Genomic DNA, 26,480 nt, shown 5'->3' with positions numbered 1-26,480 from the left:
CATGAGCACGATCCACCAAAGCCTGCAGATCCCCGTCGACGGCGTCGTACTCGAGGCCGACCTCGGGATGCCCGAGACCGCGCGGGGAGCGGTGCTGTTCGCCCACGGCAGTGGCAGCGGGCGGCACAGTCCGCGTAACCGCTACGTCGCCGATGAGCTCAACCGCACCGGCCTGGTCACCGTGCTGGCCGACCTGCTCACCCAGGAGGAGGAGCAGGTCGACCTGCGGACCGCGGCTCTGCGGTTCGACATCGAGTTGCTCGCCGTGCGGGTCACCGCCGTGACCGACTGGGTCGCCCACAACCCGTCCACCGCGGGCCTCGGTGTCGGCCTGTTCGGGGCCAGCACCGGCGCCGCGGCCGCGCTCATCGCCGCGGCGAGCCGGCCGACCATCGTGCAGGCCGTCGTCTCCCGCGGCGGACGACCCGACCTCGCCGACGCGCACCTGCACAGGGTGCACCAGCCCACGCTGCTGATCGTCGGAGAACGCGACCCGGTCGTCATCGAACTCAATCGCCAGGCGATGCGGAAGCTGGGCGGTGAGACCCGTCTCGAGATCGTTCCGGGCGCGACGCACCTGTTCGAGGAACCCGGGACCTTGGAACAGGTGGCCCGCCTGGCACGGGACTGGTTCCTCAGCCATCTCCAGCCGATCCGCACCGCCGCCACAACGGACGGACGATCATGACGGTCAAACTGAACCAGAGGGCGTTCAACCACGCACAGGACCTGATCGTGGCGGGCAAGTACGTCATCGACGACCGCGACGCATGGAGCGAGCACCAGCCCTCGGCGCAGCAGGAGAACGACTTCATCGAACAGCACGGAATCGGCGAGTACGCCAAGTGGCACCTCGGGATCGACGATCAGGAGGACGAGGAGAGGAAGGGTCGCTACAAGTTCCCGTACGGCGACTTCGAGAAGGTTCACCGCTGCGGGCTGCTGGCCGCCGAGTCACGTGCCGGGCAGCGCAAGTACTTCGACATCGAACTGGCGGTGGCCCACCTGCACGGCATGTTGGAGGCGTTCCGGCGCACCGCGTAGCCGGCAGGGGCCGGGGACGCGCTCGGTGAGCTGGTTCGCGCGGACGGGTTTTCCACAGGTTCCGTGGGGTACGTGGGCGCGACCGGCGAGACCGCACCCGACAGGAAGGGGATCTCGGACCTCCTCCGGCACGCCACGGGCTGACGCCTTCCCAGAGACACCGATCCACGCGCACGATGCGCCCCGCATCCGGGAGTACCCGATGACCACCGCTCAGCAGACCCATGCCGACCACGGACACGACCACGGCGACGGCTGTGGACACGTCTCGTTCCAGCACGGCGACCACGTCGACTACGCCCATGACGGTCACGTGCACCACCAGGAGGAGGGGCAGTGGCGCGAGTGCGAGGTCTCCACGCACACGCCTGTGGAGAGCCACGAACACCAGCACGGTCACGGCTGCGAACACACCTCGGTGCCGCACGGCGACCACGTCGACTACCTGCACGACGGGCAGCGGCACGCCGCCCACGAGGGCCACTACGACCAGCACTGAGCCGCGGCCGCCCGCGCCGCTCTCTCCGGCCGGGGCCCCTCCGGCTGCCGACCAGGACGTCGGCTGACCGGTGGTGGGTGCGAGCCCGCGCACACGCTCCGGGTCTACGTGGTCGCGCGGGATCTGCGGACCTGCCGCCGGAGGTACCCGCCCGCCGCGCCGCCTCACGCCGGCCACCGCCGTGCCGTGAGCCGGTCCGGTTCGGTCCGCCCGGCTCGGCCAGGTCATGACGTGGCCGGAGAGGATACTGGTGGGATGGCCAAGGAGCTGGGACCGTGGCTGGTCGGCGGTGGGATCGTGCTGCTCCTCGCGGGGCTCCTCGCCTGGTCCGGAGTGCTGTCCTGGTTGGGGAACCTCCCCGGCGACATCCGGATCACCACCGAGAACGCCAGGATCTACATCCCGATCACGTCGATGCTGCTCATCTCGCTCGGCCTGAACGTGTTGATCTGGCTCCTGCTCTGGCTCTTCCACCGCTGAGCGGTGGCCAACGGGGGCCGGTGTCGTGCGGGGCCGGTGTCGTGGTCCCGCCGCGTGGACAGCCGGCATCGTCGCGACACAGGCGGCCGACGTCCCTGGTCACGCGCGCCTTCCGCGTCCCCGGGCGCGGCCGCGAGCAGCGCCGGACAGGTCCCGTTTAGGGTTGACACCACCTCGGGCACGGTGGAGTTCCCGTCTCCTCGGGGGAGCACCCCATCGTCCCGGAGATGCCAGCGAGGGCATCGTGTGCACACAGGCACAGCATCGTCTCAAAGTCGGAATCTCCGGGTGGGATCAGCAGTGAAGACACACGCACAGAGCCGTAGCAACGAGGAACTCCGTGAGCAGCTCTACGCCGAGCGCATCGCCATCGGTCGCGAGCAGTACCGGCAGGCGCTGCGCCTCAAGGAGATCCGGCTGTTGTTGCAGGAGCTCGAGGAGACGGCCCGGAACGGGTGATGCGCCCGACCTCGTGATCGGCTCCCACACCGCCCGCGGCCGGGCCCCGGCGTCCACCGGGCTGCACCGGCCGCGGGCCGTGTGGAGGGGTGTCAGTGCTCGAGCCATCCGTGCCGGGCGCCGGTGCGGGCGACGAGTTGGGCGAAGGACCGGACAGCACTGCTGTCGGCGGTGGACGACCACATCGAGGCGAGCCGGAACGGCGGCAGCCCGGTGAGGGGGACGAGGGTCAGCTCCGGATGCGGGATCGCGGACGCCGAGAAGTGGGAGATCGTGATGTGGGCGAGACCGGCGTCGAGGACCACCCGTATCGCCTCCTCCATGTAGGTGCCCGTCAGGGCGTGGATCCGGCGGAGGGGGCGCCCGGCCGGGGTGGCCGGCGGGGTCCACGCGTCGGCGAACTGCTGGGTGAGTGCCGGCGGGTGGAGGAGGTCGTGATCGGCGAGCTCCTCGATGTCGACGTGGTCCCGGTCCGCCAGTGGGTGGTCGCGACCGACGAGTACCGACCGCGGCTCGTACGCGATGGGCGGTCCGAAGCGGACCCGTTCCAGTCCCAGCGTGCGCGGTTCGGCGGGGAACCAGGAGACGTAGACGTCGTCGCGCTGCTGGTCGCACCAGCGGCGGTGCTGCATGCCCGGATACACGTAGCGCACCAGCGTGACGCCCGGGAGCTCGGCCATGCACGCGGCGATCAGCGGGAAGACGGTCGACTCGGGTAGGGAGTTGGCGAAGGCGACCCGCAGCATCACCTGCGGCTGTTCACCGGCCGCGCGCTGCGCATCCACCAGCACCTCGTGAAGGCGTTGGTAGGCCGGCTGCAGTTCGACGAGAAGCTGGTCGCCGAGGGGGGTCAGGCGCACCCGCCGGCTGGACCGCTCGAACAGCGGCGCCCCGATCCGGCGTTCCAGCGCCCGCACCGTCTGGCTGAGCCGGGTGGGCGACAGGTGCAGCCGCGCGGCGGCCCGTCCGAAGTGCAGCTCGTCGGCCACCGCGAGGAAGGCCTCGATCTCCCGGGCCTCGATCGTCGCCACTCCGCCCACTTCCTCACCGTGAAGTGTGCCAACACGATAGTGCCGTTTCGGGCCGTTGATGCCGGATGCGGCCTCGACGACAGTTTCACACGGTGATCGGATCCGGGGGGAGGGGACCGTGATCGGATCGCCGGGCCGGGCCCGGCCGGTCAGCTCCGGGGGGCCCGGCCACGCAACTGGAGTTCCGCCGCCTGCAGATCGCAGCGTCGCGCTCCTGGCCGAGGAGGACCTGATGAGATGCACCGGCAACGGACGCCCACCGGCGCCACCACCACCGCCACCACCACCGCGGCCCGACGAGGCTCGCTGACCCGCCGGGTCCGGTAGGCGCGCTGGCCCCGTGCGGTACGGATGAGTCCGGGCGGGTGCCAGGGGCCCCGGAACCCGAAGCGGCGCGACCGGCCCACAGGCCGTGGCGGGATGGCCCAACCTCGACGAGGCGGGGCGGCTCCCGCAGACCGAGCGGGACGGCGCTGCTCCGCCCGGCGACGTCGTGGCGGCGGCCGACCGGGTGCGCCCGACGGTGCCGCAGGTGCAGCACGCGCACGGCCTCATGGCACTGGCCCGTTCGGAACTGTCCCGCCGGCTGCCGGACGTGCTCGACGTACTGCTGGCTCACGGGGCCACGGAGCTCCCGCTCCGGAACCGGTTCCCCCGACCGCGGCGGGCGCTGCCGCGATCGACCCGGCCCGCACCGACGAGCTGATCGCGCTGGAGCGCTGGACGGCCGAGACCGGAGCCGGATACAGGCGCTGGGACGAGGGCTGCGGCCTGGCCGCCTACACCCGTTCTACCGGGTCCTCGACCCGAGCGTGATGCCCCGCGCATGCCGCGCGGCAACGCCACCGTCCTGGCGCTCGACGGGTGCGGTGCCTACGCCTTCCTGGCCGACAACGACACGGTCGCGGTCGTGCTCGCCCGCCTCCCGCAGGATTTCGACCTGGCCGATCTCCGGTGCCCCGCAGCCTTCGAGGCGGCCGCCACCGCGGTGCCGCCGCCGGCCCCGTGGGTCGACCCGGCACGGACCGAACCGATCTCGCCGGTGGCGGTGATGGGCGGGCTGCGGGCCACGATGCGGTTCCCGCTGCATCAGGGGCCCCGTGCCTGCTCGGCATGCACGCCATCGGCGACGCGCTCGCCACCACGAACCCGGCCTACGGTCGCGGGGCCTCGCTCGCCATGGGTGCCGGGCGGCCATCCTCGCCGCGATCGGTGCCCGGCCGGCTCTCCGAACCGCCTGAGCGGCTCGTGCGAGTCCGGTGTCGGTGAACGCAAGCGGAACCGGCCGGCTCCGGGCCGTGCGTGCGCAGCGGTCATGCCGCACGGACGCAGCGGACGTCGTCATCGAGGGTCGGACCGGATACCGTCGAGCAGCGCGTCCATGAACTCGTCGGCCAGTTCGTCGGAACTGAGCTCACCGTCGGGCTCGAACCACAGGTAGGTGTAGTTGAGCATGCCCAGGATGCCCTTGACGAGCAGCCGCGGCGTCGGGCGCAGCACCTCGGCCTCCACGCCCCGATCCAGGGCCTGGCGCCAATAACCCTCGTACCGCTCCCTCGCGGCGATCACCTTGTCCCGCCGCTCGCCGGTGAGGGCGGAGTAGTCACGGAAGAACACCGCCCACTCGGCCTGATGGGTGGCGATGTTGTGCAGCAGTCTGCGGGCCATCTCGCGCAGGAGGGCCTCGGGTGGCAATCCGGATCGCAACGCCTGTTCGGCCTGCGCATTCATGGAGTCGACCTGCGTCTTGCTGATGTAGTAGAGCAGCGCCTCCTTGCTCTCGATGTAGTGGTACAGCGCTCCCCGGCCGAGCCCGACGGCCTTACCCAGCTCCGCGATTCCGGTTCCGTGGTACCCGTTGCGGGCAAACAGATCGGCGGCGACGGCGATGACCCGTTCCCGGTTCCTCGAATACGTGCTGGAGTTCATGAAACCGCTTCCGCCGGGGGGTGTGCCAATGGCCGTCCGACAGATTATCGACCCGGCGGGCGGCCCGTGCCCCGTCCGGGCGGCCCGCGGGGGTGTGGCCCGTCCCGCCGGACGCCGGCCCGTCACCTCGTCCCGGGAGTGAGATCTGCGCCGTAGCGGGGTCGAGTCCGCACATGACCCGCCCGTACAGTTCCAGGGCCGTTCCTGGATGACCCATGGCGTGCACGCTCAGGATGTCCACCGCCTCCGCGGACAGCGTGGTGATGTACCCGCCGACCCCGCGGATCCGCGCCCGTTCCTCCATGGTCAGTGGTTCGCGGGCGGCGGCCCTGTTGTCGACCGTCTCGGTGAGCTCGACGGTCAGCAGTTCGGCACCGCGATCTTCAACTCGACCTCGGCGAGCTGCAGATGGGTGGCCGCCGGTGCGCCCCTTCTGGACGCGTACGACGTATCGGTGATGGGCTTGTCCAGGAGCTGTTCCATGAATTAGCTCAGCGCGGCCTTGACCAGTCCGAGGGCTGCCGGAAAGATGCTGGTGTTCCTGAAATGAATGGGGCTGAGCCGGGAAATCGGATCGGTTCGGGTGTTGATGTCGTCCGGAATCGACCCGCCCAGGATCGAGCTCGTTCGCAGGACCTTGTTCGATGGGACGAAGACGTCGACGCCGCGTCGTGTTGCTCTCGCTGCCGCGGAGTCCGGACGTGTGCCGGTCGTCCTCGGTGATGCAGGACGAGCAACGCCGTGCGTGAGGGGTCGAGCTGGACGGACATGGTGAGTGCCCTTCTCGGGTCACGGGATCGTCGGCCGGTCGTCACCGAGCGGCCGTCACACCGGGAACCGCTCCCGCATCCACTTCTGCACGTGGTCGGCCGACTCGGCGCGGGTGTCCTTCCCGGTGCCGCGCCTGCCCGAGGGCAGCAGGTAGTGATCGGCCCCCTCGACCAGGATCAAGGTCTTGTCGGCGTGCGGTACGGCGTCGTGGACCGCCTGACAGTCGGAGGGGTAGATGTCGCGGTCGGCGGTGCCGGCGGTGACCAGGCACGGGATGTCCAGCGCCGCCGCGTTGTCGACCAGGCTGGCTCGCGAGGAGATCGCCGACCACGTGCTCAGCCAGGCCCGCGGCGTGACGAGGCGGGCCAGCCCCCACTCGCCGAAGTTGTCGACCTCGGGCCGGGTGGACCAGATGCCGCCCTGCACCCGGTCGCTGGCGTCGATGCGCAGGTCCAGGTAGGCCGGGTTGGCGGTCGTGCGGTAGACGACCATGTACTTCGCGGCCACCGCGCGGCGCGTGATCTCCGCGCGGGCCCGCCCGCTCAGCCGCTCGACCCCGGGCTCGGTGAGCATGGCCTGGTAGCGGCGCTGTTCCGCGACGGCCGCCCGGGCGAGCACGTCGAGCCGGCGCACCCGCTCGTGCTGGGCGGCCCGGTAGGCCTGGAGGAACTCCGCGGGGTAGCGGCTCTCCTCCGGGCGTTCGCGGAAGCCGTTGGCCGGGTCGAACATATCCAGCGCCGGGTCCACGGTGATCGGGTCGCCCTCGTCGACCACCGACGGGTCGATGATCCGGCCCAGGAGCTTGCCCTGCCCGGTGTGCGCCGCGGACAGGATGATCCCGTCGGCTCCGGGCATGTCCTCCCCGGGCAGGTCGATCGACTCGCCGGAGGGCAGGTCGCGCAGCCGCTGCTCGGGGGGTGTGGCGGCCTGCGCCTGGTAGAAGCCGTAGAGCGAGCCGCCGCCGCTGGTGCCCAGGAGCACCACGTGGTCGAAGCCCCGCTCGTCGCGCAGGTGCCGCATCGCTGCGGCGATGTCGAGCAGCAGGTGCTCGTGCGTCGTGGCGACGTCGTTGCCCAGCCACCGGCTGTTGTGCGCGAACACCGCGTAGCCGGCGTCGAGGAAGTGGCGGATCTGGAAATGCCGTTGCACGTCGACCCGGGGGTGGGAGAAGCAGACCACGGTCCGCGAGGCGCCCGCCGGGATGTAGAGCATGCCCCGGGTCTCCGCACCGTCGGAGGCGAACAGGCTGACCATCTCCGCCGAACAGTCCGACGGCAGCGACGAGAACGTCGTGTACCGGGTGCGCTTGAGATACGTGTCGGTCTGGTTGTCCTCGGGTCTGGCCCCGCCCACCACGCTCATGCCTGCCCGCCGTCGACGCGCACCGGCTGGTCGGAGAACGTCGCCCAGTAGCCGGGATCCTCCGCGTCGGTGAACGCCTGCGTCCAGGCCAGCGGCTGCTCCGAGTCGATGTTGACCAGGTAGGCCTCCATCCGGTCCAGCTTCTTGGCGGCCTCGAACGCCCGCGGGTTCGGGCCGTGGTGGATGCCGGCCGGGTGCAGTGTGAGCGTGGCGGCGCCCTGGTCCGCAGCGCGCGACATCAGCCGGCCGGAGTGGGTGAATACGACCTCGTCGTAGTCGACGTTGCGGTGGTAGCTGGGCACCCGCACCGCGTCCGGAGCGGTCTCGAACGGCTTGGGCTGGAACGTGACCACCCAGAACCCGGGACACTGGAACGTCGCGTAGCTGATGGGCGGCAGGTGGGTGCGCTCCGAGGACGGACCGCGCAGGTCGCGCACGTTGAGCTTGTAGACGGACAGGTTGCCGGTCCAGCCGACGACGTCGAGCGGGCAGAAGTCGTGGTACACGCGCGTCCACCGGTCGGCGCGCTTGATCCGCAGTTCGTACTCACGGGGCTCGGTCTCATCCGGAGCCGGCTGCGGGTCCGGGGTCTGCAAGAGCGCGAAGTCGAACGGCAGGTGCTGGCCGAACAGGCCCCGGTCAGGGAACGTGACCGGGCCCTTGCGGGACTCGACGATGAGGAAGAAGTTGTCCGGCACGTCGGGGACGATCCGGTAGTTCGTGCCCTTGGGGACGACGACGTAGTCGCCGGTCTCGTAGGGGAGCGGTCCGTAGTCGCTCTCCACGGTGCCGCGGCCGGTGTGCACGAAGTAGATCTCGTCGCCGTCGGCGTTGCGCATGTAGTACGACATGGCCTCGCGACGCCGGGAGACGTACACGTGCACGTCGGAGTTGTGCAGGATCCGCTCCGGGATCCCGGCGGGGTCCAGCTGGTCGGTGGGCTGCACCGCGAGGCTGTCGATGGCCCGCGGCTTGAGGTCGCCCTCGATGCGGGTCCAGCGGGTCGGCGGGTGCGCCCGGTAGAGCATGGACACCTCACCGGAGAAGCCATTGCGCCCGTGCTCGTCCTCGTAGGTGCCCTCCGGCCACCCGGTGCGGGCCTGCCGCGACGTCACTCCCTTGGCGTGTCTGATCTCCATCGCCGTGCAGTCCTTCCATGCCGGGATCGGTCATGTCTGCGGCAGCGTGCGAAAGCCGATGCCGTAGGTCCTCAGTGCGCACTCGCGCCGCGGCGTGGGCGATGCCGGAGTCCGACAGCGCCCGCAACGGTTGTCGCGGAACGAGATCCCCCGCTCAGCCCTGCGCCGCCTTGGCGAAGGCCTCCAGCTCGCGGGGAACGTCCGGACCCGAGGCCTGATGGGCGATCTCGGTGACGCCCGCGCTCTCCAACTGTGCGAGCTTCTCCCGGAGCTGGGCCGGAGTCATCGCCATGCCGGTCGTCGTCAACACGTCCCCGTCGATGAACGGCCGGTCCATCTCGGTCACCGCGATCAGGTGCCGGTCGTGCATGGCCAGGTGCCTCGTGTCCGGATCGAGTGCGTCGTAGGCGGCAGCCCAGGCTTCGCCACCCGGCATGCGGTCGAGCAGGCCGTGCTCGTACATGAAGTGGAAGACCATCGTCGCGCCGGAGCCGGCGGCGGCGATCACCCGCTCGGAGTTCGGATCCTCACCCTCGTCCAGCACGGTTCCGTGGTGGGACAGGATCGTCCAGTCGAACCCCGCGACGGGCGCCGGCGCGCAGATCACCCCGTCGGCCACCCCGCGCGCCATCTCGGCGCCCTTGGGACCACCGACGGCGAGCAGGATGGGCACCTCGATGGGCCGCGGTGCGCCGAAGCCCTGAGGGTGGAGCATCTGAATCGTGCGGCCTTCCCACTCCGTCTGTTCCCCGCGCAGCAGCACCCGGACCGTCCGCACGTACTCCCGGACGTCGGCCCACTTCATCGGACGTTGGCCCAACAGCAGCCGTCCGCTGAAGCCGGACCCGAAGGCGACGCACACCCGGTCGGCGCCCGCGATGGAGACCAGCGTCGCGATCGAGGCGGCGTTGACGGCCGGGTGCCGCAGGGACGGGACGAGAGCGCCCGGCCCGAGAACGATGCGCTCGGTGAGGTCCGCGGCCCGGCAGGCCTGGACCCACGGATCGGAGTAGAGCGCCGGGGAGTCGTACAAGAACGCGCGGGCGTAACCGAGTCCCTCGGCGATACGTACGTGCTCGTGGGTCTCATCCGACGTGGCAAAGGCACAGGAAAGCGTGATGGGCATGCTCGGCCTCCGGCTCTGCGCGCTGAACTCCTGGTATGCGAATCGTTGTCGCGGTCTTTTCGGCTGCTCGCTGCGTGGGCTGAAACGGGGACGAGTGGCCGAGGACCGCCGCCGGACCGGCAGGCGAGAACAGCCTTCCGGAAATGCTTGTCCCGCTCTGCGAAAGAGCGACGCAGGGCGGTGTGGCCGCTGCTTTCCTCTCCTGCTCCGGCACGGTCCGGCCCCGATGCGCCCAACTCCTCTCGCGTGGCGCGCTCGCCGGTCCGACGTGTCCACCGTGGCTGGCACCAATACCTAGCCACGACCGACGGCGCTCGTCAAGATGCAATGGACTGACCGGTCTACTCATGCGGAGAATGCTGTGGTGCGCGATGGCGTCGGGCGGGGGACGGAAGCCGGTCTTGCTCCCGCAGCTTCAGCCAGTTTATGGTTCAACTGCTGATCTTCCCGGCAGAGTCGTCGGCCCCGTCGTCGCTCGGGAGTGTCGAGGGTGGCGGTGCGTGTGGCGGTGCGTGTGGCCGGGCGTGCGTAGTGTTCCGGGGGTATGGCTCTCGACGCTCCGGAGGCATCCGTGACCCCCGCCGAACTCCTCGCCGATGCGTTCACCCGGATCCGCGACGGCGTGCACGGCGCCGTCGAGGGCCTGACCCCCGATCAGCTCGTCCAACGCATCGACGATCGGGCGAACACGATCGCCTGGCTCGTATGGCACCTGACCCGGGTGCAGGACGACCACATCGCGGCTGTGGCCGGCACCGAGCAGGTGTGGACCTCGCAGGGTTGGGCGCGGCGCTTCGGGCTGCCTTTCGACGACAGCGCCACCGGCTACGGGCAGAGTCCCGACGAGGTGGCGGCGGTCCGTGTGGAGCGGCCGGACCTGCTGACCGGCTATCACGACGCGGTCGCCGAGCAGACCCTGCGTTACGTGCGCGGGCTCGCCGACGCCGACCTCGACCGCGTCGTCGACGAGGCGTGGGACCCGCCGGTCACCCTCGGGGTGCGCCTGGTCAGCGTGGTGTCCGACGACCTGCAGCACGTGGGCCAGGCCGGGTTCGTGCGCGGGATCGTGCATCGGCGCTGAGCGGCGAAGGCGCCGCTCCACCGTGGTGGGCGCCCGCGCCCTGCCTCGCGACGCTCGTCCGATTCACCCGCTCCGCAGCCCAGCGCGTGGAGGTCCTCAGGTGCGCACGACGAGCGTGTGGGCCGCCATGTCGCCGAGCCGCTGCCGGCGGGGTGAGGCCAGCACCACGATGAAGGCCACCAGGTAGCCGAAGAGGCCGTCCACGACCCGGAACACGGTGCGTACGGTGGCCGCGGCCGCCCCGGGTGGCCTGCCACTCCGCTCTCCGACGACCCTGATCCCGGCCAGCATCTTTCCGCCGGTCTGTCCCAGGTAGCCCTCCATGAGGATGTAGTAGAGGGCGGAGACGGCGACGAGGATCACCGTCATCTCCGTCGTCAGCGTGGGGATGGCCCAGCGCGGGGTGCCCCCGAGTTCGATGATCGAGCCGAAGGCCAGGGCGATGAGCACGTAGAGCCCGCCCAGCAGTGCATTGTCGATCAATGTCGCGACGACCCTCCGGCCGGTGACGTGAACGTCGGCGGTCCTCTCCACGGGCGTCTGCGTCGAGCTCATACCGCACTTCCCTCCTTCCATCCGGGGCGTCCGCCCGCAGGCCCTCGTCCTCGAGGCCGGTCTCGCCGCTCCCCGGGGCCAGAAGGACCTGGCATGGCGAGCGGGGCGCGACACCCGATCCCGGTAGCGGTGACGGATTCCACCCAGAAGCGCAGGTAACCCTCCGCACGCTCCTCGGGCCCTGGCCGGACGAAGGCGCGGGCGGGGCCCCGCTCGGCCTGCACCGGCTGCTCGGCCGGCGGTTCCCCCGCGGTCCCTCCGAGCAGCCGGTGCTGCGGTCCGGCACCGTCGACGTCGATGTGACCGACCTCGACAAGCGGACCGGCCTCACCGATCGACGCCGCGCCCGACATGGAGGTGGTCGCGACCGCTGCCGACGATGCGAGGGAGTGGAGGTGACCGTGCGCGAGCAGCCCGACGTCGTGCTGATGGACATGTCGATGCCGGGCATGTCCGCGCGCTGTGGTTCGCGGGGAGTCGCCGCTGGACGGGAAGGTGGCGCGCACGTTGTTGTCCTCGCCGGACCTCCGGACGCCGCTGGTCGATCTGACCGATCGTGAGCACCAGGTGCTGGACCTGGTCGCGCGGGGGCTGTCCGACAGAGAGATCGGGCGCAGACTCGGCATCGCCGAGCGGACCGTGAAGAGCCACCTCACGAGCGCGTACCAGCGCCTGGGCGTGATCGACCGGGTGCAGGCGGCCCTGACCTACAGCGGGATGCACTACCCGGGGCGGGCCGGTACCTGATCGGCTGCCGGTCGGCGACCTACCGGTGGAAGCACCCCGCGCCGTCGACGAGCATGGGGATGTGCGAGTTCCGGCAGCGCAGCAGCGGACGGATGGATGCCAGGCGGGCTCTCCCGGCCCCGGGGTGGCGACATGAGCGGCAACGGCTCTCCCGCCGGCCGGCGCGGCGGCGCCGGGACGGCGGTTCGCCGTAGGCGACGGCGGCTGGCCGACGAACGGGAGGAGGCCAGGGTCTACCGCGATCTCGCGGCTCGCCGCAGCGGGGAGGATCGCGAGATCCTGCTGGCCCTGGCGGAGGCCGAGGAGCGGCACGCGGCGCACTGGGAGCGCCTGCTCGGTGACGACGCCGGCCCACCGCGCCGTGGGGACATCCGGAGCCGCCTGCTGGCGTTCCTGGCGCGGCGGTTCGGATCGGTGTTCGTGCTCGCCCTCGCGCAGCGTGCGGAGCGGCGGTCGCCCTATGACACCGACTACGAGGCCACCCGGGCGATGGCGGCTGACGAGCGTGTCCACGAGGAGGTGGTACGTGGGCTCGCAGCCCGGGGACGGGCCCGGGTCTCCGGCACCTTCCGGGCGGCGGTCTTCGGCGCCAACGACGGCCTCGTGAGCAACCTCGCCCTCGTACTGGGTGTCGCCGGGGGTGGCGCGGGGACCTCCACGGTGCTTCTCACGGGGCTGGCCGGGCTGCTGTCCGGTGCCTTGTCCATGGGCGCGGGGGAGTACATCTCGGTGCGCTCACAGCGGGAACTTCTCGCTGCGTCCGCCCCCGACACGGCGGACGCACCGCACGTCATCCCGCACCTCGACGTCGACAGCAACGAGCTCGCGCTGGTCTACCGGGCCAGGGGGATTCCCGCCGAGGAGGCGCAACGCCGGGCGGACGAGCTGTTGGAGGGCTATGCCCGGGGGCGCCCGGTGCCCATCGGTGGCGCCGAGCAGAGCGGCGATGAGGTCGTGGGCACCGGGTGGGGCGCGGCGATCTCGAGCTTCGTGTTCTTCGCCAGCGGGGCCGCGGTGCCCGTGCTGCCGTTCCTGTTCGGCCTCGAGGGCCCGACGACGTTGGTGGCGGCCGCCGTGCTCGTCGGTCTGGCGCTCCTGCTCACCGGTGCCACCGTCGGGGTGCTGTCGGGTGGGCCGCCGCTTCGCCGAGCCCTGCGCCAGCTCGCCATCGGCGCGGGTGCCGCCGCCACGACGTACGCGCTGGGGTCGGTCTTCGGAGCGGTCGTGAGCTGACGCGGCGGTTCCTGCGCCGGGGCGCCGCTGCAGCCGCCGGAACGGGCGTCCCGCTCACCAGCGCGGCGTCAGGGCGACGTCCGGTCGTAGGTCGAGTTCCCGATCACCGGGCCCCGTCGAGGGCGACGACCGTGTGCGGCGCGGCGCCGGCCGCGAGGGCGCACCCCGGGACGGCCGCGATCGCGGCGAGCGGGGCGGATCGCGGCTCCGGCCACGGGCCGGCGATCCGCACCTGTGTGATGTCGCGGGGGCCGGCAGGGTGGTGGACGGGTTGCGCGCGGTCCGGCCGCGCGGCGTCGGGGCGTCCACCGAAGGAGATCACCGCAGGGAACGGCTCGTGGGCGCCGTACCAGCCAGGGCGATGTCCATCCCGGCCGGCAGGTACGGCGGGCGGAACGGCCGGGTCGGGACCGGCGGCATCGTCCCCGGCCGGACGGGACGCAGCACCACACCGAGGGGCAGGCACCCGCGAACCGCGCCGGCAGACCGGTGCCGGTGATCACCGGGGAGGCGAGGTCGTCGCGGTCGACGGGGGAACAGGAACTCCAGGAAGGCACCGGCGAGGAACACGCTGCGGTTGGCCGTTCCCTGACCGGGATGGGTATTGCGTGACCCTTCCCGGAACGGGCGGTGCGCCCCGAGCGGGACGCTCCCCCGGAACGGATCGTGGCGATGGCCTGCCGCTCGGGTGCGGCGGACCGCGCCGTCGGACCGGTCGGGTCCGGGCGCCGGTGAAGATCAGCCGGCGGAGCCGTCCGACGCGTAGCCGGCGGCCTGGGCCTGCCACATCCAGCGGGCCTCCTCGAGCTGCCCGGTGATCTCGATGAACAGATCCTGCGTCACCAGATCGCTCTTCTCGGTCTCCTGGATCCGCGGGCGGATGCGCCGCACGGCCACGTCGAGCGATTCGGCGATCTGCCCGATGACGTCGCGATCCTTCACCCAACCCTCGTCCATCCGCGGGATGCCGCTCTGCTCGGCGATGGTGGTGGGCCGTCCATCCGGGGGGACCCCGATCGCCGCTGCTCGCTCGGCCACCTGGTCGGAGTACTGGCGAGCGACGCCGACGAGTTCGTCGAGGTGCTGGTGCACATCGTGGAACTGCCGGCCGACCAGGTTCCAGTGGGCCTGCTTGGCCTCCAGTGAGAGATCCAGAAGGTCGACCAGGGTGGCCTGCAGCGCCGCCCCGGTGGTGTTGCGTGCCTCGTTGTCGAGGGTGCTCGAGATGGGCTCCACCATGACTGCGTCACTCCTTGGGTATCGCCGGATCCGGCGGCCTCGCCGTGGACCGGCCGGCCGGATCCGCTTGAGATACCCGACGCCCAGGCGATGAACCCACCGCCGTGACCAGCGCCCAGCGCCTCAGTCGTCGATGGCCGGACAGACCGACGTCCAGAAGTCCTCGTACATCCGGCCGGACTCCTCGGTGACCAGGCGTTGGGTCATCAGGATCCCGACCAGGTCCTCGGTGGGGTCGGAATACCAGGACGTGCCGAGGCCGCCGTCCCAGCGAAAACGCCCGGAAACCGACGCAAGCGTGTCGCGCCGGGTGACCACGGAGACCCCGAACCCCCAGCCGGTGCTGTCCCGGAAGCCGGGGAAGAACTTCGACACCGCCGTCTGCCCGGGCGTGATGTGGTCGGTCGTCACGAGCTCGACCGAGGGCCGGCCGTCGTCCGGACCGTCGTAGACCTCGAGCGCGCCGGTTCCGGCACCTGTCGGGCAGCAGGTCGACGGCCGGTCGAGCTTCGCCGCCGGAACGCTGAAACCGGTGTCCGCCATGCCGAGCGGGTCGAAGATCCGTTCCCGGAGGAACGTCTCCAGCGGCTGGCCCGACGCGCGGGCGATGAGCACGCTGAACGCCGTCTCGTACATCACCTCTCGCCCGGCTGCCGGCTCGCGGGCACGGTGTCGTCGAGCGGCCCGTCGATCCGCCTCAGGACCCGCCGGTCGGCCAGTTCCGGCAGCAGCCGATCCACCGGATCGTCCAGTCTCAGCCTGCACTCCTCGACCAGGATCAGCGTGGCCGTGGCCGCCACCGGCTTCGTCATCGACGCGATGCGGAAGATCGTGTCGCGCCGGAGCCGGCCATCACGTCGTGCATGCGGCCGAGCCGCGTCGCGGGCAGCGCTGCCTTGCCACCTTCAGCCGTGTCGTCACTCCCTCGATCCGTCGTCGGCGGTGCCACCGATCCACCGCTCACGGAGCGGGTGAAGCCCGCCTGCCGTGACCGGGCGATCGCAGCGCGCCCCGGTCGAGACCGTCGTCGGGCGGGAAACTCATCACGCGACCGTGAGAGCCTGCCGGCCGATGTCGGTGATGTCGGCGGCGACGCGCCGGCCGATCGGGCCGGGCTCCGCGGTGATGATGAGACCGGCGTGGAACAGCTCGTGCGTCGCGAGGTGGTCGCAGAAGCGGCCGTCGATGAGCAGGTCGGGTTCGCAACCGCACAGCGCCTCGCCGCGACCGGCGGCGACGGCACGCAGCATCGCGAGGTGCCGGGGGGTGAGCAGTGGCTGGTTCGTGCTGGGGGACATCGGTCAGGCTCCTGTCGTGAGATGACATCCCGGTGGGCCGGCGCTGCGGCCACCCACGGCGGCGACCGGACGAGCACCGGCCCGATTCCATGACCACCACCACGGCCCGGGCGCCGTGACGCCGGGGCGGCGGGCTCACCCGGGTGAGGGGGAGGGAGCACTGGGCGGAGCACCTCGGCGGGGTGCGCCGCGACCGCGGGTGGGAGGTCGTCCACGGTCCGGGCCTGCACAGTGATCGGCGAGGTCATGGCCCGCACGGTAGGACCGAGGACCGACAGTTTCGAACGGATGTTCGCGGGGCGCCGGCCCGTCGACCGGGTGGGACCGTGCGCGTCGCTCCCGGCGATGCGGTCACCGTGGGCGATCGGGTGCCCGCCGAGGGTCACCTCAGCGTGTGCACGCCGCGCCGGTCTGCGGCTAGCCTGCCGACAGCCTGCAAGTCGACCGTTCGGGGGAAGCCGTGTCGGACCGACCCAACACCTCCTCAGCCACCACGACTTCCAGTGCACCCGTGGCGCCCGTGGCGCCGCCGCATCGGTTGCCCGTCCGGACACTGGTCGCGGCGTCGATCGGCAACGCCGTCGAGTGGTACGACTGGACGATCTACGCCACCTTCAGCATCTACTTCGCCACCCAGATCTTCCCGGCGGAGAACGAGGCGCTGGCCCTGCTGAGCACGCTGGCCACCTACGCGCTCGCATTCTTCTTCCGGCCGCTCGGCGGCTGGTTGCTGGGCCGCTTCGCGGACCTGCGCGGGCGGCGGACCGCGATGTTGCTGACGATCGTGCTCATGGCCGGCGGCTCGCTGGCCATCGCGCTGCTGCCGACCTTCGAGATGGTCGGCTGGCTGGCGCCGATCCTGCTGCTGCTCGCCCGCGTCGCGCAGGGCATGTCCCTGGGCGGTGAGGTGTCCAACGCCTCGGCCTACCTGGCCGAGATCGCACCACCGGCCCGGCGGGGCCGCTACTCGTCGTTCTTCTACATCTCCACCGGCAGCGCCGTGCTCATCGCGTCGCTGCTCGGCGCGCTGCTGGCCACCACGATGAGCGAGGACCAGCTGGCCTCCTACGGCTGGCGGATCCCGTTCCTCATCGGTGGCGTGCTCGGTTTCGTCGGGCTCTGGCTGCGGCGCAGCATGCCCGAGACCGACCAGTTCGAGGAGAACAAGAGCAAGGCGCAGGCGCTCAAGCACCCGCTGTTGACGACGCTGCGCGAGCATCCCAGGGCGGTCGTCCAGCTCGTCGGCTTCACCCTGCTCTCCACGCTCTGCTACTACACGTTCTTCTCCGCGCTCACCCCGTTCGCGGTCAAGTCCCGCGGCGCCGACGCCGGCGAGGTGTTCGTGGCGCTGTCCATCGCGACGGCGCTGTTCGTCGCGTTGCAGTACCCGATGGGGGCGCTCTCGGACCGCTTCGGCCGCAGGCCGCAGCTGCTGGTGTGGTCCGCGGGGACGGCGCTGCTGATCGTCCCGCTGTCGGCGCTGATCGGCCCCGGGATCGGCAACCTGCTCGTCGTGTTCTGCGTCGGCCTCGGCCTGTACACGATGATGACCTCGATCGCGCCGGCGATCATGAGCGAGCTGTTCCCGACCGAGTTGCGCGGGCTGGGCATCGGCGCCTGGTACAACCTCACGGTCGCGACGTTCGGCGGCACCGCCCCGCTGGTCATCCAGTCGCTGTCCCAGGCTGGCCTGGCCGACGCGTTCTTCGCCTACGTCGCGGTGGGCGCCGCGATCGCGTTCGTGGTGATCCTGACGCTGCGGGAGACGAAGGGCGAGGTGCTGCGGTGAGTGAGGGTCCGAACGAGATCGTGCTGCTCACCGAACTGATCCGGCTGCGGTCGGTGGGGTCCGGGGAGGGCGCGCCGGCCCGCCACTGCGCGACGGCGCTCGACCGAGCCGGCCTGGGCACCCGGCTGCTCGACTGGGCGGACGGGCGTGAGCAACTCGTCGCGCGGACACCGGGGGGCGACGGCCCGCCGCTGACCCTCACCGGGCATCTCGACACGGTGCCCGCCGACCCGGCGGGGTGGCGGGCCGATCCGTGGGCGGCCGAGCGCGACGGAGACCGGATCGTGGGCCGCGGGGCCAGCGACATGAAGTCCGGGGTCGCCGCCGCTGTCGTCGCGGTGGCCGAACACGCCCGTCGGCCGCACCGCTGCCGGGGCGTCCAGGTGGTGCTGACCGCGGGAGAGGAGACCGGCTGCACCGGAGCGCTGCGCATCGACGCCGCCGCGCTGTCCGGTGGCGGGCCGCTGCTGGTCGCCGAGCCGACCGGGAACACGCTGGTTCCGGCGCACAAGGGCGCGCACTGGATGCGGCTCGGTGCGGTCGGCCGGGCGGCGCACGGCTCGGCGCCCGAGCTCGGCGACAACGCCGTGGTCCGGCTGGCCCGGGCGGCGGTCGCCCTGCACGACCACACCGGCTGGCCGCACGACGAGCGGTTCGGTCCGGTGACCGCGAACGTCGGCGTGCTGCGCGGCGGCGTGGCGCCCAACGTCGTGCCCGACACGGCGGAGCTGTTGCTGGACGTCCGCACCGTGCCCGGACCTGACGCCGGCCGGCTGCGCTCGCTGGTCGGCGAGCTGGCCGGGGACGGCGTGCGGGTCGAGGACGAGGTGGTGCTCCCGCCGGTGGACACCGCGCCGGACGACCCGTTCGTCGACCTCGTCCGGTCCTCGCTGAAGGCGGTCGGTCTCGACGACGCCCCGGCCCCGCCGGCCCGCTACTTCACCGACGCGTCCGTGCTCGCCGGCCTGCTCGGCAACGGGCCCGGCGCCGCGGCCCCGACGGTGATCCTCGGGCCGGGCGAGACCGCACAATGCCACGTCGTGGACGAGTGGTGCCTGGCCGGCAAGGTGGAGCAGGCCACCGAGCTCTACCAGGACCTGCTCGACCGCTGGTGCGGTTCCCCGCGCTGACTCCGGCCCCACGTCACCGGGTCCCGACCTCGACGCGGGGGTGTTCCGGGCGCCACATGGCCTGGTGGACCTGCTGGATCGGATCGTCGACGGAGACCTGGGCCAGGCCCTCCTCGGCGGCGGCGAGGGCGACGGCCACCGCGACCGGCCACAGGCCCTCCACGGGCGGGAGCAGCGGTGCGCCCGGGGGCCGGGCATCGCAGAGCTGAGCGACCGCGTCGGCAGCGGCGACGATCATGCGGTCGCCGTAGGGCGCGCACGGTGGTCAGCCGGGCGTGCTCTCGCCTGCTCCGTTCCCGCCGCCGGCGAACACGGGCAGCGTCCGTACCACGTCGGGAGGAAGGCCGAGACCTTCCTCGCTGGCGGGATTCACCGCCAGCCACACGTCGTCCGACGGCCAGTTGGCGGCCAGCTGAGCGATCGGGATGCGCAGAGCGCTGCCGACGTCCGCGCCGGCCGCCCGCAGCGAGTCCTCGCTGGTGAAGACGGGGATGTACCGCTGGCCGTCGTGTTCGATGACGGGCAGCGCGATCGCCCCCTCGGGCTGTTCCTCGCCCTCGGCCGGCGGGACCTGCGGCAGCAAGCCGATGCTGGTCGCAAGGTCGTGCAGAACGGCCGCGGTGTCGCCCTGATCGGTACCGGGTGGCGCATCAGCCGCGGGCGCGGAATCGTCGGACGCCGACGTTGTCATGGCTGGTCCTTTCCTAAGAAGACGTCTTCAGCTTCGTGCGGGCGTGGGTGCGGGCAGTCGTCGCTGCGTGGGGGAGGCGCGAGGGGCTACCGCCCGCGGATCAGGTCGGCGCATTTCTCCCCGATCATCATGACGGTGATGTTCGGGTTGATCGCCGGGAGGAACGGCATGATCGACGCGTCGGCGACCCGCAGCCCGTCGACCCCGCGCACCCGCAACCAGGGGTCGACCACGGCGTCCGGGTCGGAGTCCGGGCCCATCCGGGCGGTGCAGGCCGGGTGATAGACGGTGTTGTGGGTCTTGGCGATGTAGTCGACGAGCTCGTCGTCGGTCACCGCGTCCGGGCCGGGTGCGAGCTCGCGGGCGATCCACTCGGCGAGGGCGGGCTGCTGGGCGATCTGCCGGGCCAGCTTGACCCCGGTGAGCATGACGTGCATGTCGTGGTCCTCGGCGTCGGTGAAGTACCGGGGATCGACGCGTGCCCGGTCGCGGAAGTCCCGGGTGCGCAACCGGACGGTCCCGCGGGACCGGCCCCGGGTCACGTTGGGGGTGAGGCAGAACCCGTTCTCCGTGGTGGGGTAGCCCCAGCGCAGCGTGTTCAGGTCGAACGGGACCGAGCCGTAGTGCATCATCAGGTCCGGTCGGTCGAGCCCGGGCTCGGTCCGGTGGAACAGCCCGGCCTCCCACCACTGCGTGGAGCGGGTGACCATGGGCTTCGCGGCCTCCCACATCACCAGGCCCTCGACGTGGTCGTCGAGATTGGCCCCGACACCGGGGCTGTCGACGAGCACGTCCAGGCCGAAGTCCCGGAGATGCTCGCCAGGCCCGATTCCCGAGAGCATGAGCAGCTTGGGCGTGTCGATCGCCCCGGAGGACGCGATGATCTCGCGGCGGGCGGTCACCGACTCGTAGTGGAAGGTGGCCGAGTCGAGGTAGTCGACGGCGGTGGCGCGCCGGTCGTCGTCGAACCGGATCTGCTTGGCCCAGGCGCTGACCCGGACCTCGAGATTCGACCGCTCTTCCAGGATCGGGTGCAGGTACGCGTGCGAGGACGACATGCGGTGGTTGTCCTCGTCGGCGTTGATCTGGAAGAAGCCCGCGCCCTCGAGAACCGTGACACCCTCGTTGAACCGCACGGTCGGCATCCCGACCGCCGCCGCGGCCTCCAGCACGGCCGCCCCGCACGGATCGTCCGGCGGGACCTGGCGGATCTTCACCGGCCCGGAGCGGCCGTGGCCCTCCCACGGCCCGTCGTTGCTCTCCAGCCGGGCCACCAGGGGCCAGCACTCGTCGGCACTCCATCCGGTGCAGCCCTTCGCGGCCCACTCGTCGAGGTCCTCACGGGGCGGCCAGAACGCGATGCACGAGTTGTGCGACGAGCAGCCCCCGAGCACCTTCGCCCGGGCGTGGCGCAGGAAGCTGTTGCCGCGTTGCTGCGGCTCGACCGGGTAGTCCCAGTCGTAGCCGGAGTCGAGCAGGTGCATCCACTCCCCGAGTTCCAGGATGTTCGGGTCGTCGACGTCGGACGGCCCGGCCTCGAGCAGGCAGACGGTCGTGTCGGGGTCCTCGGAGAGCCTGGCCGCCAGGGCGCAGCCCGCCGAACCGCCACCCACCACGACGTAGTCGAAGGTCGCCGTCACGGTGCCTCCTCGAGGTTGTCCGCCATGTGCTCGGGGAGCGTGCCCAGCTTGTGGCGCCCCCGCAGCCGGAACCACACCAACCCGCTGAGGGCTACGAACCCGATGAAGATGAACGCGACCCACCGCAGGTACCAGCGTTCGCCGTACACCTCCACCCGTGGCCAGGCCAGGTTCAGCGCCATGAGCGAGCCCCACAGCACGGCCAGGATGTTGATCGGCAGGCCGAGCCGCCCGAGCGAGAAGGACTGCCGGTCCTCCGGATCGTGCACCGGCCACTCCCCGCGCAGCCGCTGGATCAGCATGGGCGTGGTGACCAGCAGGTACGCGATGTAGATCATGATGATCGCGACGCTGGTGACCGCCGTGAAGATCTCCGGCGTGCGGATGTTGACCACCAGGATGCCGACCGCGATCGCGCCGATCAGGACCGCGGGCACGATCGGCGTCTTGTGCCTCGGATCGACCCTGGCCAGTTTCGCGGCGGCGGGCAGGGCGTTGTCCCGGGCCATCGCGAACATCATGCGGATCGCTGCCGTGTGCACGGCCAGGACGCAGACCGTGATGGCGATCGCGATCGAGATCAGGATGATCTTGCCGAGGGTTCCGCCCAGCACCAGCAGGACGATGTACTGCAGGCCTCCCGCCACGTCACCGATCAACGGATCGGTGAGATCCGGTGCGGCGAGGATCCCGAAGAGCAGGATCAGCCCGCCGAGCACGAACGAGGCGGTGACGGCCCGCAGGATGGCTGCCGGGGCCGTGTTCCGCGGGTCGACCGTCTCCTCGCCGAGGGAGCTGGCGGTGTCGAAGCCGTACATGACGTAGGCCGATGCGAGCGAGGCGATGAGGAAAGCGCCGAAATACCCGAGCGGCATCCCCGCGCCCCGGCCCTGGGTGTCGAACAGGACGGTGGGCGGGTTGTGGATGTGGATCGCCAGCAGCACGATGATCACCACCGCGGCGACCAGCTCGATGAACACGCCAGTGCTGTTGATCCGGGACATCAGCTTCACGCCGAGCGCGTTGATCAGCGTGGTGAATGCGATGAGGACGGTCCCGAGGATGACCGCGTTGATCGCGAAGTCGTACTCGCCGCCGCCGTCGCCGACGATCTGGAATCCCGACCAGATCTTCGGCAGCGTGATCTGGTAGGCCAGTGCGGTGGCCGAGAGGGTCACGATCGAGGCGGTCAGCATCATCCAGCCCGCCATCCAGGACGTGGTGGGGCCGGCCAGTTGTTTCGACCAGTTGTAGACCGAGCCGGCCACCGGGTAGTGCCCGGCCAGCTCGGCGAAGCACAGCGCGACCATGAGCTGGCCGGTGAAGACCATCGGCCAGGACCACCAGTAGGCCGGCCCGCCCCAGTGGTAGCCGAAGTAGAAGAGCTGGAAGGTCCCGGTGAGGACGGAGATGTAGCTGACGCCGGCGGCGAAGCTGGCGAACTTGCCGATGCTGCGCTCGAGCGACTGGCTGTAGCCGAACTCGGCGAGGCCGTTGTCGGTCCGGTGCTCGGTCCCACCCATGGCTGTCCCTTCAGGTGCCTGAGGACCCCGCGCGTCAGCCCTTGAACCAGCGTGACGGCTCGGGCGCGGTGTTCAGCCAGATGTGCTTGGCCTCCCGGTACTCCGCCAGTCCGGTCGGGCCCAGTTCGCGGCCGTTGCCCGAACGCTTGAACCCGCCCCACTCCGCGCCGGGGACATACGGGTGGAAGTCGTTGATCCAGATCGTGCCGTGACGCAGCGCCCCGGCCACCCGGTGCGCGCGGCCGATGTCCTTCGTCCAGACCGCCCCGGCCAGCCCGTACTCGGTGCCGTTCGCCAGGGCGATCGCCTCGTCGTCGGTGCTGAACCGTTCGACGGTGAGGATCGGCCCGAACGTCTCCTCGCGAACCACCCGCATGTCGGGGCGGCAGTCGTCGAGCACGGTGGGGCGGTAGAAGAACCCCTTGCGCAGCTCGGGCTCGTCGGGGCGGTGGCCACCCGCCACGAGCCGTGCCCCCTCCTCGAGCGCCGAGGCCACGAACTCCTCGATCTTGGCCAGTTGCTGCTCGGAGACCAACGGCCCGGACTCCGACCCCGGCTCGAGACCGTTGCCCAGCCGGATCCGTTCGGCTCGCCGCCCCAGCTCCTCCACCAGGGCGTCGTGCAGCGGATCCTCGACGAGGAGCCGGGCGCCGGCCGAGCAGACCTGCCCGGAGTGCAGGAACACCGCGAGGAGCGCGTAGTCGACGACGGTCTCGAAGTCGGTGTCGGCGAAGACGATGTTCGCGTTCTTGCCGCCGAGCTCGACGGCGACCTTCTTCACCGTCTCCGCGCTCGCCCGGATGATGGCTTGACCGGTGCGCACGCTCCCGGTGAACGAGACCATCTCGACGTCGGGGTGCTCGGTCAGCGGCGCGCCGACCGTCGGGCCGTCGCCGAGGACGAGGTTCACCACGCCGCGCGGGATACCCGCCTCCTCCAGCAGCCCCACCAACTTGACGGTGGTCAGCGGTGTGACCTCGCTGGGCTTGATGATCGCCGTGTCGCCGGCCGCCAGCGCCGGGGCGATCTTCCAGGACAGCTGCAGCAGCGGGTAGTTCCACGGCGTGATGAGCGCACACACACCGACGGGCTCGTACACGACGCGGCTGACGACGTGTTGGTGGCCGGTGTCGACGATCCGCCCGGCGTCCTTGTCGGCCAGGTCCGCGTAGTAGCGGAAGACCGCGACGACGTCGTCGACGTCGATGCGGCTCTCGACCAGCGTCTTGCCGGTGTCGAGGGTCTCGATGCGCGCGATGTCCTCCTTGTCGCGCACCAGCAGGTCGGCTGTCCGGCGCAGCAGCGCGGCGCGCTCCCCGGTCGCGGTGCCGGGCCACCACCCGCCTCCGGAGAACGCGGCCTTCGCGGCGGCGACCGCTCGCTCCACGTCCTGCCGGGAGGCCTGGTCGACCTCCTGGATGACGGAACCGTCGGCGGGATTGATGACAGGCGCCGTCACGCCCTCCGATCCGGCGGTCCAGGAACCGTCGATGTAGAGATCCGGCACGGGTTCCTCCTCGGTCGATACGGGCTGTGGGTCGACGTGGCGGTGCGCGGGGACCGGCGGGGAGGCGCCTCCTCTCGAGGCCTCGCGGGATCGTGGGCGTCCGGCGGCGCACCCCAGGCGGATGCGGCCGCACCCGCACAACGCTGCACCCCCGGAGCTCAGTCGTCCCCGGCCCCGCAGCACGAGACGGACCCCGCTCAGGCGACCCGGAAGGCGGAACCGCCGGTGCCGACGGCGGCGTGTGGCGAAGCGGGCACACGAGCGTCGTCCTCGGGGGTGGAGGCCGCACCGGGTCGTGGGCCGGCGCCTGCCGGCAGGGTCCCCCGCGCGGACCGATTCGCCACCGGAGGTCGGTGCGGCGGCCCGGCGCCGGGGTACCCCCGTCGACGAGATCCGACGGTGCTGCACGGTGGGCGGCCACGAGATCGCCGGGACGATGCCGGTAGGGGCCGCGACGACGTATCGGACCTCGTCGGAGGCCTGCCCCGGTGCCGCTCACCGCCGCCGGAACGTGGTGCGGGACAGGATGAGGAGTGGGAAGCGGCGTGTGCCCGGAGTCGACGACCGGTCCGGAAGGGCTTGGGCGGGCGTGAACCTGGACAGCTGCCGCCGCTGCCTGGCGTCCTACGTGATCGTCCCCTATCCGGACTGGATCACCTCCGGTGACCGGGCCCGAAGCCACCTGCCGGCGAAGGTGCTCGACGTCTTCCCCATCGGCCGGCCCGGTGGTGTCCCCGCTGGGGTCGGCGCGGGGTCGACGGTCTACATCGCGGGGGCCGGGCCGATCGGGCTCGCCGCCGCCGAGGCGGCGTTCTCGCTCGGGGCCAGTGCCGTGATCGTCGGCGATGCCGACCCCGACCGGCGTGCACGAGCCCGCAGGATCGGCTGCCGGACCCTCGACCTCACCGCCTGGCCGTCACCCGACCCGACCGGACCGCCCGCGGTGCTCGACGCGGCCTGCACGGTCACGCGGCGCACGAGCGCGAGCCCGACCGGTTGCACGGGCATGACCGAGGACCTGGACGGGTGGGGGCACGACCGACGCCGGCTCGACGAGCTCCCGTTGCCCGAATGCGCGCCCGCCCGGGTCGGGAACACGGCGTGTGAGCTCGGCCTCCGCCACCTCGGACGTCGTCGGCAGCGGGGCCACCGCCCCCGTCCCCCTCACCGACAACGCTCAGGACATGAATGACGCCGCCTCGCCCTCGCCGGTCGAGGATGGCAGGGGTTCTTCCACTTGCCGGGTGGAAGCGGCCGGGCCGTCGCGGCCGCACACTCATGTGTGATCGAGGGTGCGCAAGCTCCCACCGATCACGGGCGATGCCCCGGTGACCACGACCAGAGGCACGGGCCGCCCCGGACCGAAGGGATCGTGCCGGCATGGTGAGTTCGACGCGCACGGCCCGCTGGGGAGCCGAGATACGGAGGTTCATCGGCAGCACTGGCCGCCACTCGTATGGACCATTGATGAGGTGAAACCAGTTCCCTAGACTGGTGAGCTATCGTCAGCCGGGTTCAATCCGGCTCGGGTCACGCGCGGTGAAGCACCGCCTGGCCATCGCCACCGCGGCGACAGGCCAGTCCGAGCACCGAGTCGAGAGCAGGCGCCCTGCACCCGGGTCCGTTCGAAGCCTGGGCGCCACCACATACCAAGGCCACCGGATCATTCCGTGGGCCTGACGTCGACCTCACGGTGAGGTCGACCGACGAGAATGACGATACAAGACAATACGGCCCTGGCTCCTCCTTAAGGGGAGGTGGGTGCTCAGCTGTCCTTTGAGAACTCAACAGTGTGTCGAGTTTTGTTGATGAATTGGTTTTTGTGCCAGTTCGTGTTCGCGCCACGACGGCCCCGTCCGTCGTCGGCGCAGTATGAGAGCCAGATTTCGTTGGAGAGTTTGATCCTGGCTCAGGACGAACGCTGGCGGCGTGCTTAACACATGCAAGTCGAGCGGTAAGGCCCCTTCGGGGGTACACGAGCGGCGAACGGGTGAGTAACACGTGGGTGACCTGCCCTCAGCTCCGGGATAAGCCTGGGAAACCGGGTCTAATACCGGATAGGACCTTGCCTCGCATGGGGGGGGTGGAAAGTTTTTTCGGCTGGGGATGGGCCCGCGGCCTATCAGCTTGTTGGTGGGGTGATGGCCTACCAAGGCGACGACGGGTAGCCGGCCTGAGAGGGCGACCGGCCACACTGGGACTGAGAC

The 26,480-nt window shown here is 71.1% G+C and carries 29 protein-coding genes and 1 rRNA gene; 13 read left to right on the top strand and 17 right to left on the bottom strand.

All coding sequences use genetic code 11. From position 1 onward, the window contains the following. Window position 1 precedes the first annotated feature (1 nt). From HF519_RS14120 to HF519_RS14100, 5 genes are all read left to right on the top strand, one after another. Complete coding sequence (locus HF519_RS14120) at window positions 2-688, top strand: dienelactone hydrolase family protein (protein ID WP_169413392.1); 687 nt, start codon at window positions 2-4, stop codon at window positions 686-688. Next, window positions 685-1,044: a hypothetical protein gene (locus HF519_RS14115; RefSeq protein WP_169413391.1), complete on the top strand. Its 360-nt coding sequence runs from the start codon at window positions 685-687 to the stop codon at window positions 1,042-1,044. The genes HF519_RS14120 and HF519_RS14115 overlap by 4 nt, the downstream gene beginning before the upstream one ends. Window positions 1,045-1,246: 202 nt before the next feature. Next, a complete protein-coding gene (locus HF519_RS14110; RefSeq protein WP_169413390.1) occupies window positions 1,247-1,543 on the top strand; it encodes a hypothetical protein in 297 nt (98 codons plus the stop codon). Window positions 1,544-1,798: 255 nt separating this feature from the next. Further along, window positions 1,799-2,023 carry a DUF2905 domain-containing protein gene (locus tag HF519_RS14105; RefSeq protein WP_169413389.1) on the top strand — a complete coding sequence of 75 codons (225 nt, stop codon included), beginning with the start codon at window positions 1,799-1,801 and terminating at the stop codon, window positions 2,021-2,023. A 300-nt stretch (window positions 2,024-2,323) separates the two neighbouring features. After that, complete coding sequence (locus tag HF519_RS14100) at window positions 2,324-2,482, top strand: hypothetical protein (protein ID WP_169413388.1); 159 nt, start codon at window positions 2,324-2,326, stop codon at window positions 2,480-2,482. A 92-nt stretch (window positions 2,483-2,574) separates the two neighbouring features. On the opposite strand, the gene HF519_RS32865 is transcribed toward HF519_RS14100, so the two are convergent. Continuing rightward, the gene (locus tag HF519_RS32865; RefSeq protein ID WP_169413387.1) at window positions 2,575-3,513 is read right to left on the bottom strand and encodes a LysR family transcriptional regulator; all 939 of its coding nucleotides are present in this window, start codon (window positions 3,511-3,513) and stop codon (window positions 2,575-2,577) included. Between the two features lie 412 nt (window positions 3,514-3,925). On the opposite strand from HF519_RS32865, the gene HF519_RS32860 reads away from it, so the two are divergent. Further along, the gene (locus tag HF519_RS32860) at window positions 3,926-4,219 is read left to right on the top strand and encodes a hypothetical protein (protein WP_169413386.1); all 294 of its coding nucleotides are present in this window, start codon (window positions 3,926-3,928) and stop codon (window positions 4,217-4,219) included. Between the two features lie 635 nt (window positions 4,220-4,854). On the opposite strand, the gene HF519_RS14085 is transcribed toward HF519_RS32860, so the two are convergent. The 5 genes from HF519_RS14085 to HF519_RS14070 form a co-directional block, all read right to left on the bottom strand. Next, complete coding sequence (locus HF519_RS14085; RefSeq protein WP_169413385.1) at window positions 4,855-5,442, bottom strand: TetR/AcrR family transcriptional regulator; 588 nt, start codon at window positions 5,440-5,442, stop codon at window positions 4,855-4,857. Window positions 5,443-5,802: 360 nt separating this feature from the next. Continuing rightward, window positions 5,803-5,925 (bottom strand): hypothetical protein, encoded by a 123-nt coding sequence (locus tag HF519_RS32370; protein WP_281358524.1) that lies wholly within the window; start codon window positions 5,923-5,925, stop codon window positions 5,803-5,805. A gap of 342 nt (window positions 5,926-6,267) precedes the next feature. Then, window positions 6,268-7,575, bottom strand: coding sequence for an alpha/beta fold hydrolase (locus HF519_RS14080; protein WP_169413384.1), 1,308 nt, complete (start codon window positions 7,573-7,575; stop codon window positions 6,268-6,270). Continuing rightward, window positions 7,572-8,714 carry a homogentisate 1,2-dioxygenase gene (locus tag HF519_RS14075; RefSeq protein ID WP_169413383.1) on the bottom strand — a complete coding sequence of 381 codons (1,143 nt, stop codon included), beginning with the start codon at window positions 8,712-8,714 and terminating at the stop codon, window positions 7,572-7,574. The genes HF519_RS14080 and HF519_RS14075 overlap by 4 nt, the downstream gene beginning before the upstream one ends. A 154-nt stretch (window positions 8,715-8,868) precedes the next feature. Continuing rightward, window positions 8,869-9,840: an LLM class flavin-dependent oxidoreductase gene (locus HF519_RS14070; RefSeq protein ID WP_211170008.1), complete on the bottom strand. Its 972-nt coding sequence runs from the start codon at window positions 9,838-9,840 to the stop codon at window positions 8,869-8,871. A 571-nt stretch (window positions 9,841-10,411) separates the two neighbouring features. On the opposite strand from HF519_RS14070, the gene HF519_RS14065 reads away from it, so the two are divergent. Beyond that, the gene (locus HF519_RS14065; RefSeq protein ID WP_169413382.1) at window positions 10,412-10,921 is read left to right on the top strand and encodes a mycothiol transferase; all 510 of its coding nucleotides are present in this window, start codon (window positions 10,412-10,414) and stop codon (window positions 10,919-10,921) included. Between the two features lie 96 nt (window positions 10,922-11,017). On the opposite strand, the gene HF519_RS14060 is transcribed toward HF519_RS14065, so the two are convergent. Continuing rightward, entirely contained in the window at window positions 11,018-11,476 is a 459-nt protein-coding gene (locus HF519_RS14060; RefSeq protein ID WP_169413381.1) for an RDD family protein, read from the bottom strand. A gap of 495 nt (window positions 11,477-11,971) precedes the next feature. On the opposite strand from HF519_RS14060, the gene HF519_RS14055 reads away from it, so the two are divergent. Continuing rightward, the gene (locus tag HF519_RS14055; RefSeq protein ID WP_211170006.1) at window positions 11,972-12,223 is read left to right on the top strand and encodes a helix-turn-helix domain-containing protein; all 252 of its coding nucleotides are present in this window, start codon (window positions 11,972-11,974) and stop codon (window positions 12,221-12,223) included. Window positions 12,224-12,355: 132 nt separating this feature from the next. Next, complete coding sequence (locus HF519_RS14050) at window positions 12,356-13,456, top strand: VIT1/CCC1 transporter family protein (protein ID WP_169413379.1); 1,101 nt, start codon at window positions 12,356-12,358, stop codon at window positions 13,454-13,456. 103 nt (window positions 13,457-13,559) lie between these two features. Here the strand turns inward: HF519_RS14050 and HF519_RS14045 are convergent, their stop codons facing one another. The 5 genes from HF519_RS14045 to HF519_RS14030 all read right to left on the bottom strand — a co-directional run bounded on the left by HF519_RS14045 (window position 13,560) and on the right by HF519_RS14030 (window position 15,993). Further along, window positions 13,560-13,778: a hypothetical protein gene (locus tag HF519_RS14045; protein ID WP_169413378.1), complete on the bottom strand. Its 219-nt coding sequence runs from the start codon at window positions 13,776-13,778 to the stop codon at window positions 13,560-13,562. Window positions 13,779-14,194: 416 nt separating this feature from the next. Continuing rightward, window positions 14,195-14,695, bottom strand: a complete 501-nt coding sequence (locus HF519_RS14040) for a Dps family protein (protein WP_169413377.1) — start codon at window positions 14,693-14,695, stop codon at window positions 14,195-14,197. A gap of 123 nt (window positions 14,696-14,818) precedes the next feature. After that, entirely contained in the window at window positions 14,819-15,331 is a 513-nt protein-coding gene (locus tag HF519_RS14035) for a serine hydrolase (protein WP_246243537.1), read from the bottom strand. Further along, complete coding sequence (locus tag HF519_RS31320) at window positions 15,331-15,507, bottom strand: serine hydrolase (protein WP_246243534.1); 177 nt, start codon at window positions 15,505-15,507, stop codon at window positions 15,331-15,333. Before HF519_RS31320 ends, HF519_RS14035 begins: the two co-directional genes overlap by 1 nt. Window positions 15,508-15,738: 231 nt before the next feature. Further along, on the bottom strand, window positions 15,739-15,993 hold the full coding sequence (locus HF519_RS14030) for a hypothetical protein (RefSeq protein ID WP_169413376.1): 255 nt from the start codon (window positions 15,991-15,993) through the stop codon (window positions 15,739-15,741). Between the two features lie 511 nt (window positions 15,994-16,504). Between HF519_RS14030 and HF519_RS14025 the strand changes: the two genes are divergently transcribed. Then, entirely contained in the window at window positions 16,505-17,782 is a 1,278-nt protein-coding gene (locus HF519_RS14025) for an MFS transporter (RefSeq protein ID WP_169413375.1), read from the top strand. Further along, window positions 17,779-18,912, top strand: a complete 1,134-nt coding sequence (locus tag HF519_RS14020; protein WP_312860103.1) for a M20 family metallopeptidase — start codon at window positions 17,779-17,781, stop codon at window positions 18,910-18,912. Before HF519_RS14025 ends, HF519_RS14020 begins: the two co-directional genes overlap by 4 nt. 13 nt (window positions 18,913-18,925) lie before the next feature. Here the strand turns inward: HF519_RS14020 and HF519_RS14015 are convergent, their stop codons facing one another. From HF519_RS14015 to HF519_RS13995, 5 genes are all read right to left on the bottom strand, one after another. After that, entirely contained in the window at window positions 18,926-19,150 is a 225-nt protein-coding gene (locus HF519_RS14015) for a hypothetical protein (protein WP_169413374.1), read from the bottom strand. A gap of 27 nt (window positions 19,151-19,177) precedes the next feature. Continuing rightward, window positions 19,178-19,603, bottom strand: a complete 426-nt coding sequence (locus HF519_RS14010; protein WP_169413373.1) for an SseB family protein — start codon at window positions 19,601-19,603, stop codon at window positions 19,178-19,180. 86 nt (window positions 19,604-19,689) lie between these two features. After that, window positions 19,690-21,243 (bottom strand): GMC family oxidoreductase, encoded by a 1,554-nt coding sequence (locus HF519_RS14005; protein ID WP_169413372.1) that lies wholly within the window; start codon window positions 21,241-21,243, stop codon window positions 19,690-19,692. Next, on the bottom strand, window positions 21,240-22,766 hold the full coding sequence (locus HF519_RS14000; RefSeq protein WP_169413371.1) for an APC family permease: 1,527 nt from the start codon (window positions 22,764-22,766) through the stop codon (window positions 21,240-21,242). The genes HF519_RS14005 and HF519_RS14000 overlap by 4 nt, the downstream gene beginning before the upstream one ends. Window positions 22,767-22,800: 34 nt before the next feature. Continuing rightward, entirely contained in the window at window positions 22,801-24,273 is a 1,473-nt protein-coding gene (locus HF519_RS13995) for an aldehyde dehydrogenase family protein (protein ID WP_169413370.1), read from the bottom strand. Between the two features lie 589 nt (window positions 24,274-24,862). Here HF519_RS13995 and HF519_RS13990 point away from each other — a divergent pair. Then, window positions 24,863-25,465: an MDR/zinc-dependent alcohol dehydrogenase-like family protein gene (locus HF519_RS13990; RefSeq protein WP_169413369.1), complete on the top strand. Its 603-nt coding sequence runs from the start codon at window positions 24,863-24,865 to the stop codon at window positions 25,463-25,465. A gap of 694 nt (window positions 25,466-26,159) precedes the next feature. After that, window positions 26,160-26,480 (top strand): 16S ribosomal RNA (locus HF519_RS13985); the annotation flags it as partial.

Source organism: Pseudonocardia bannensis, assembly GCF_012911875.1.
Classification (GTDB): Bacteria; Actinomycetota; Actinomycetes; order Mycobacteriales; family Pseudonocardiaceae; genus Pseudonocardia; species Pseudonocardia bannensis.
Note: the sequence above shows the minus strand (reverse complement) of the source record. Positions and strands in the feature narration are given on the sequence as shown.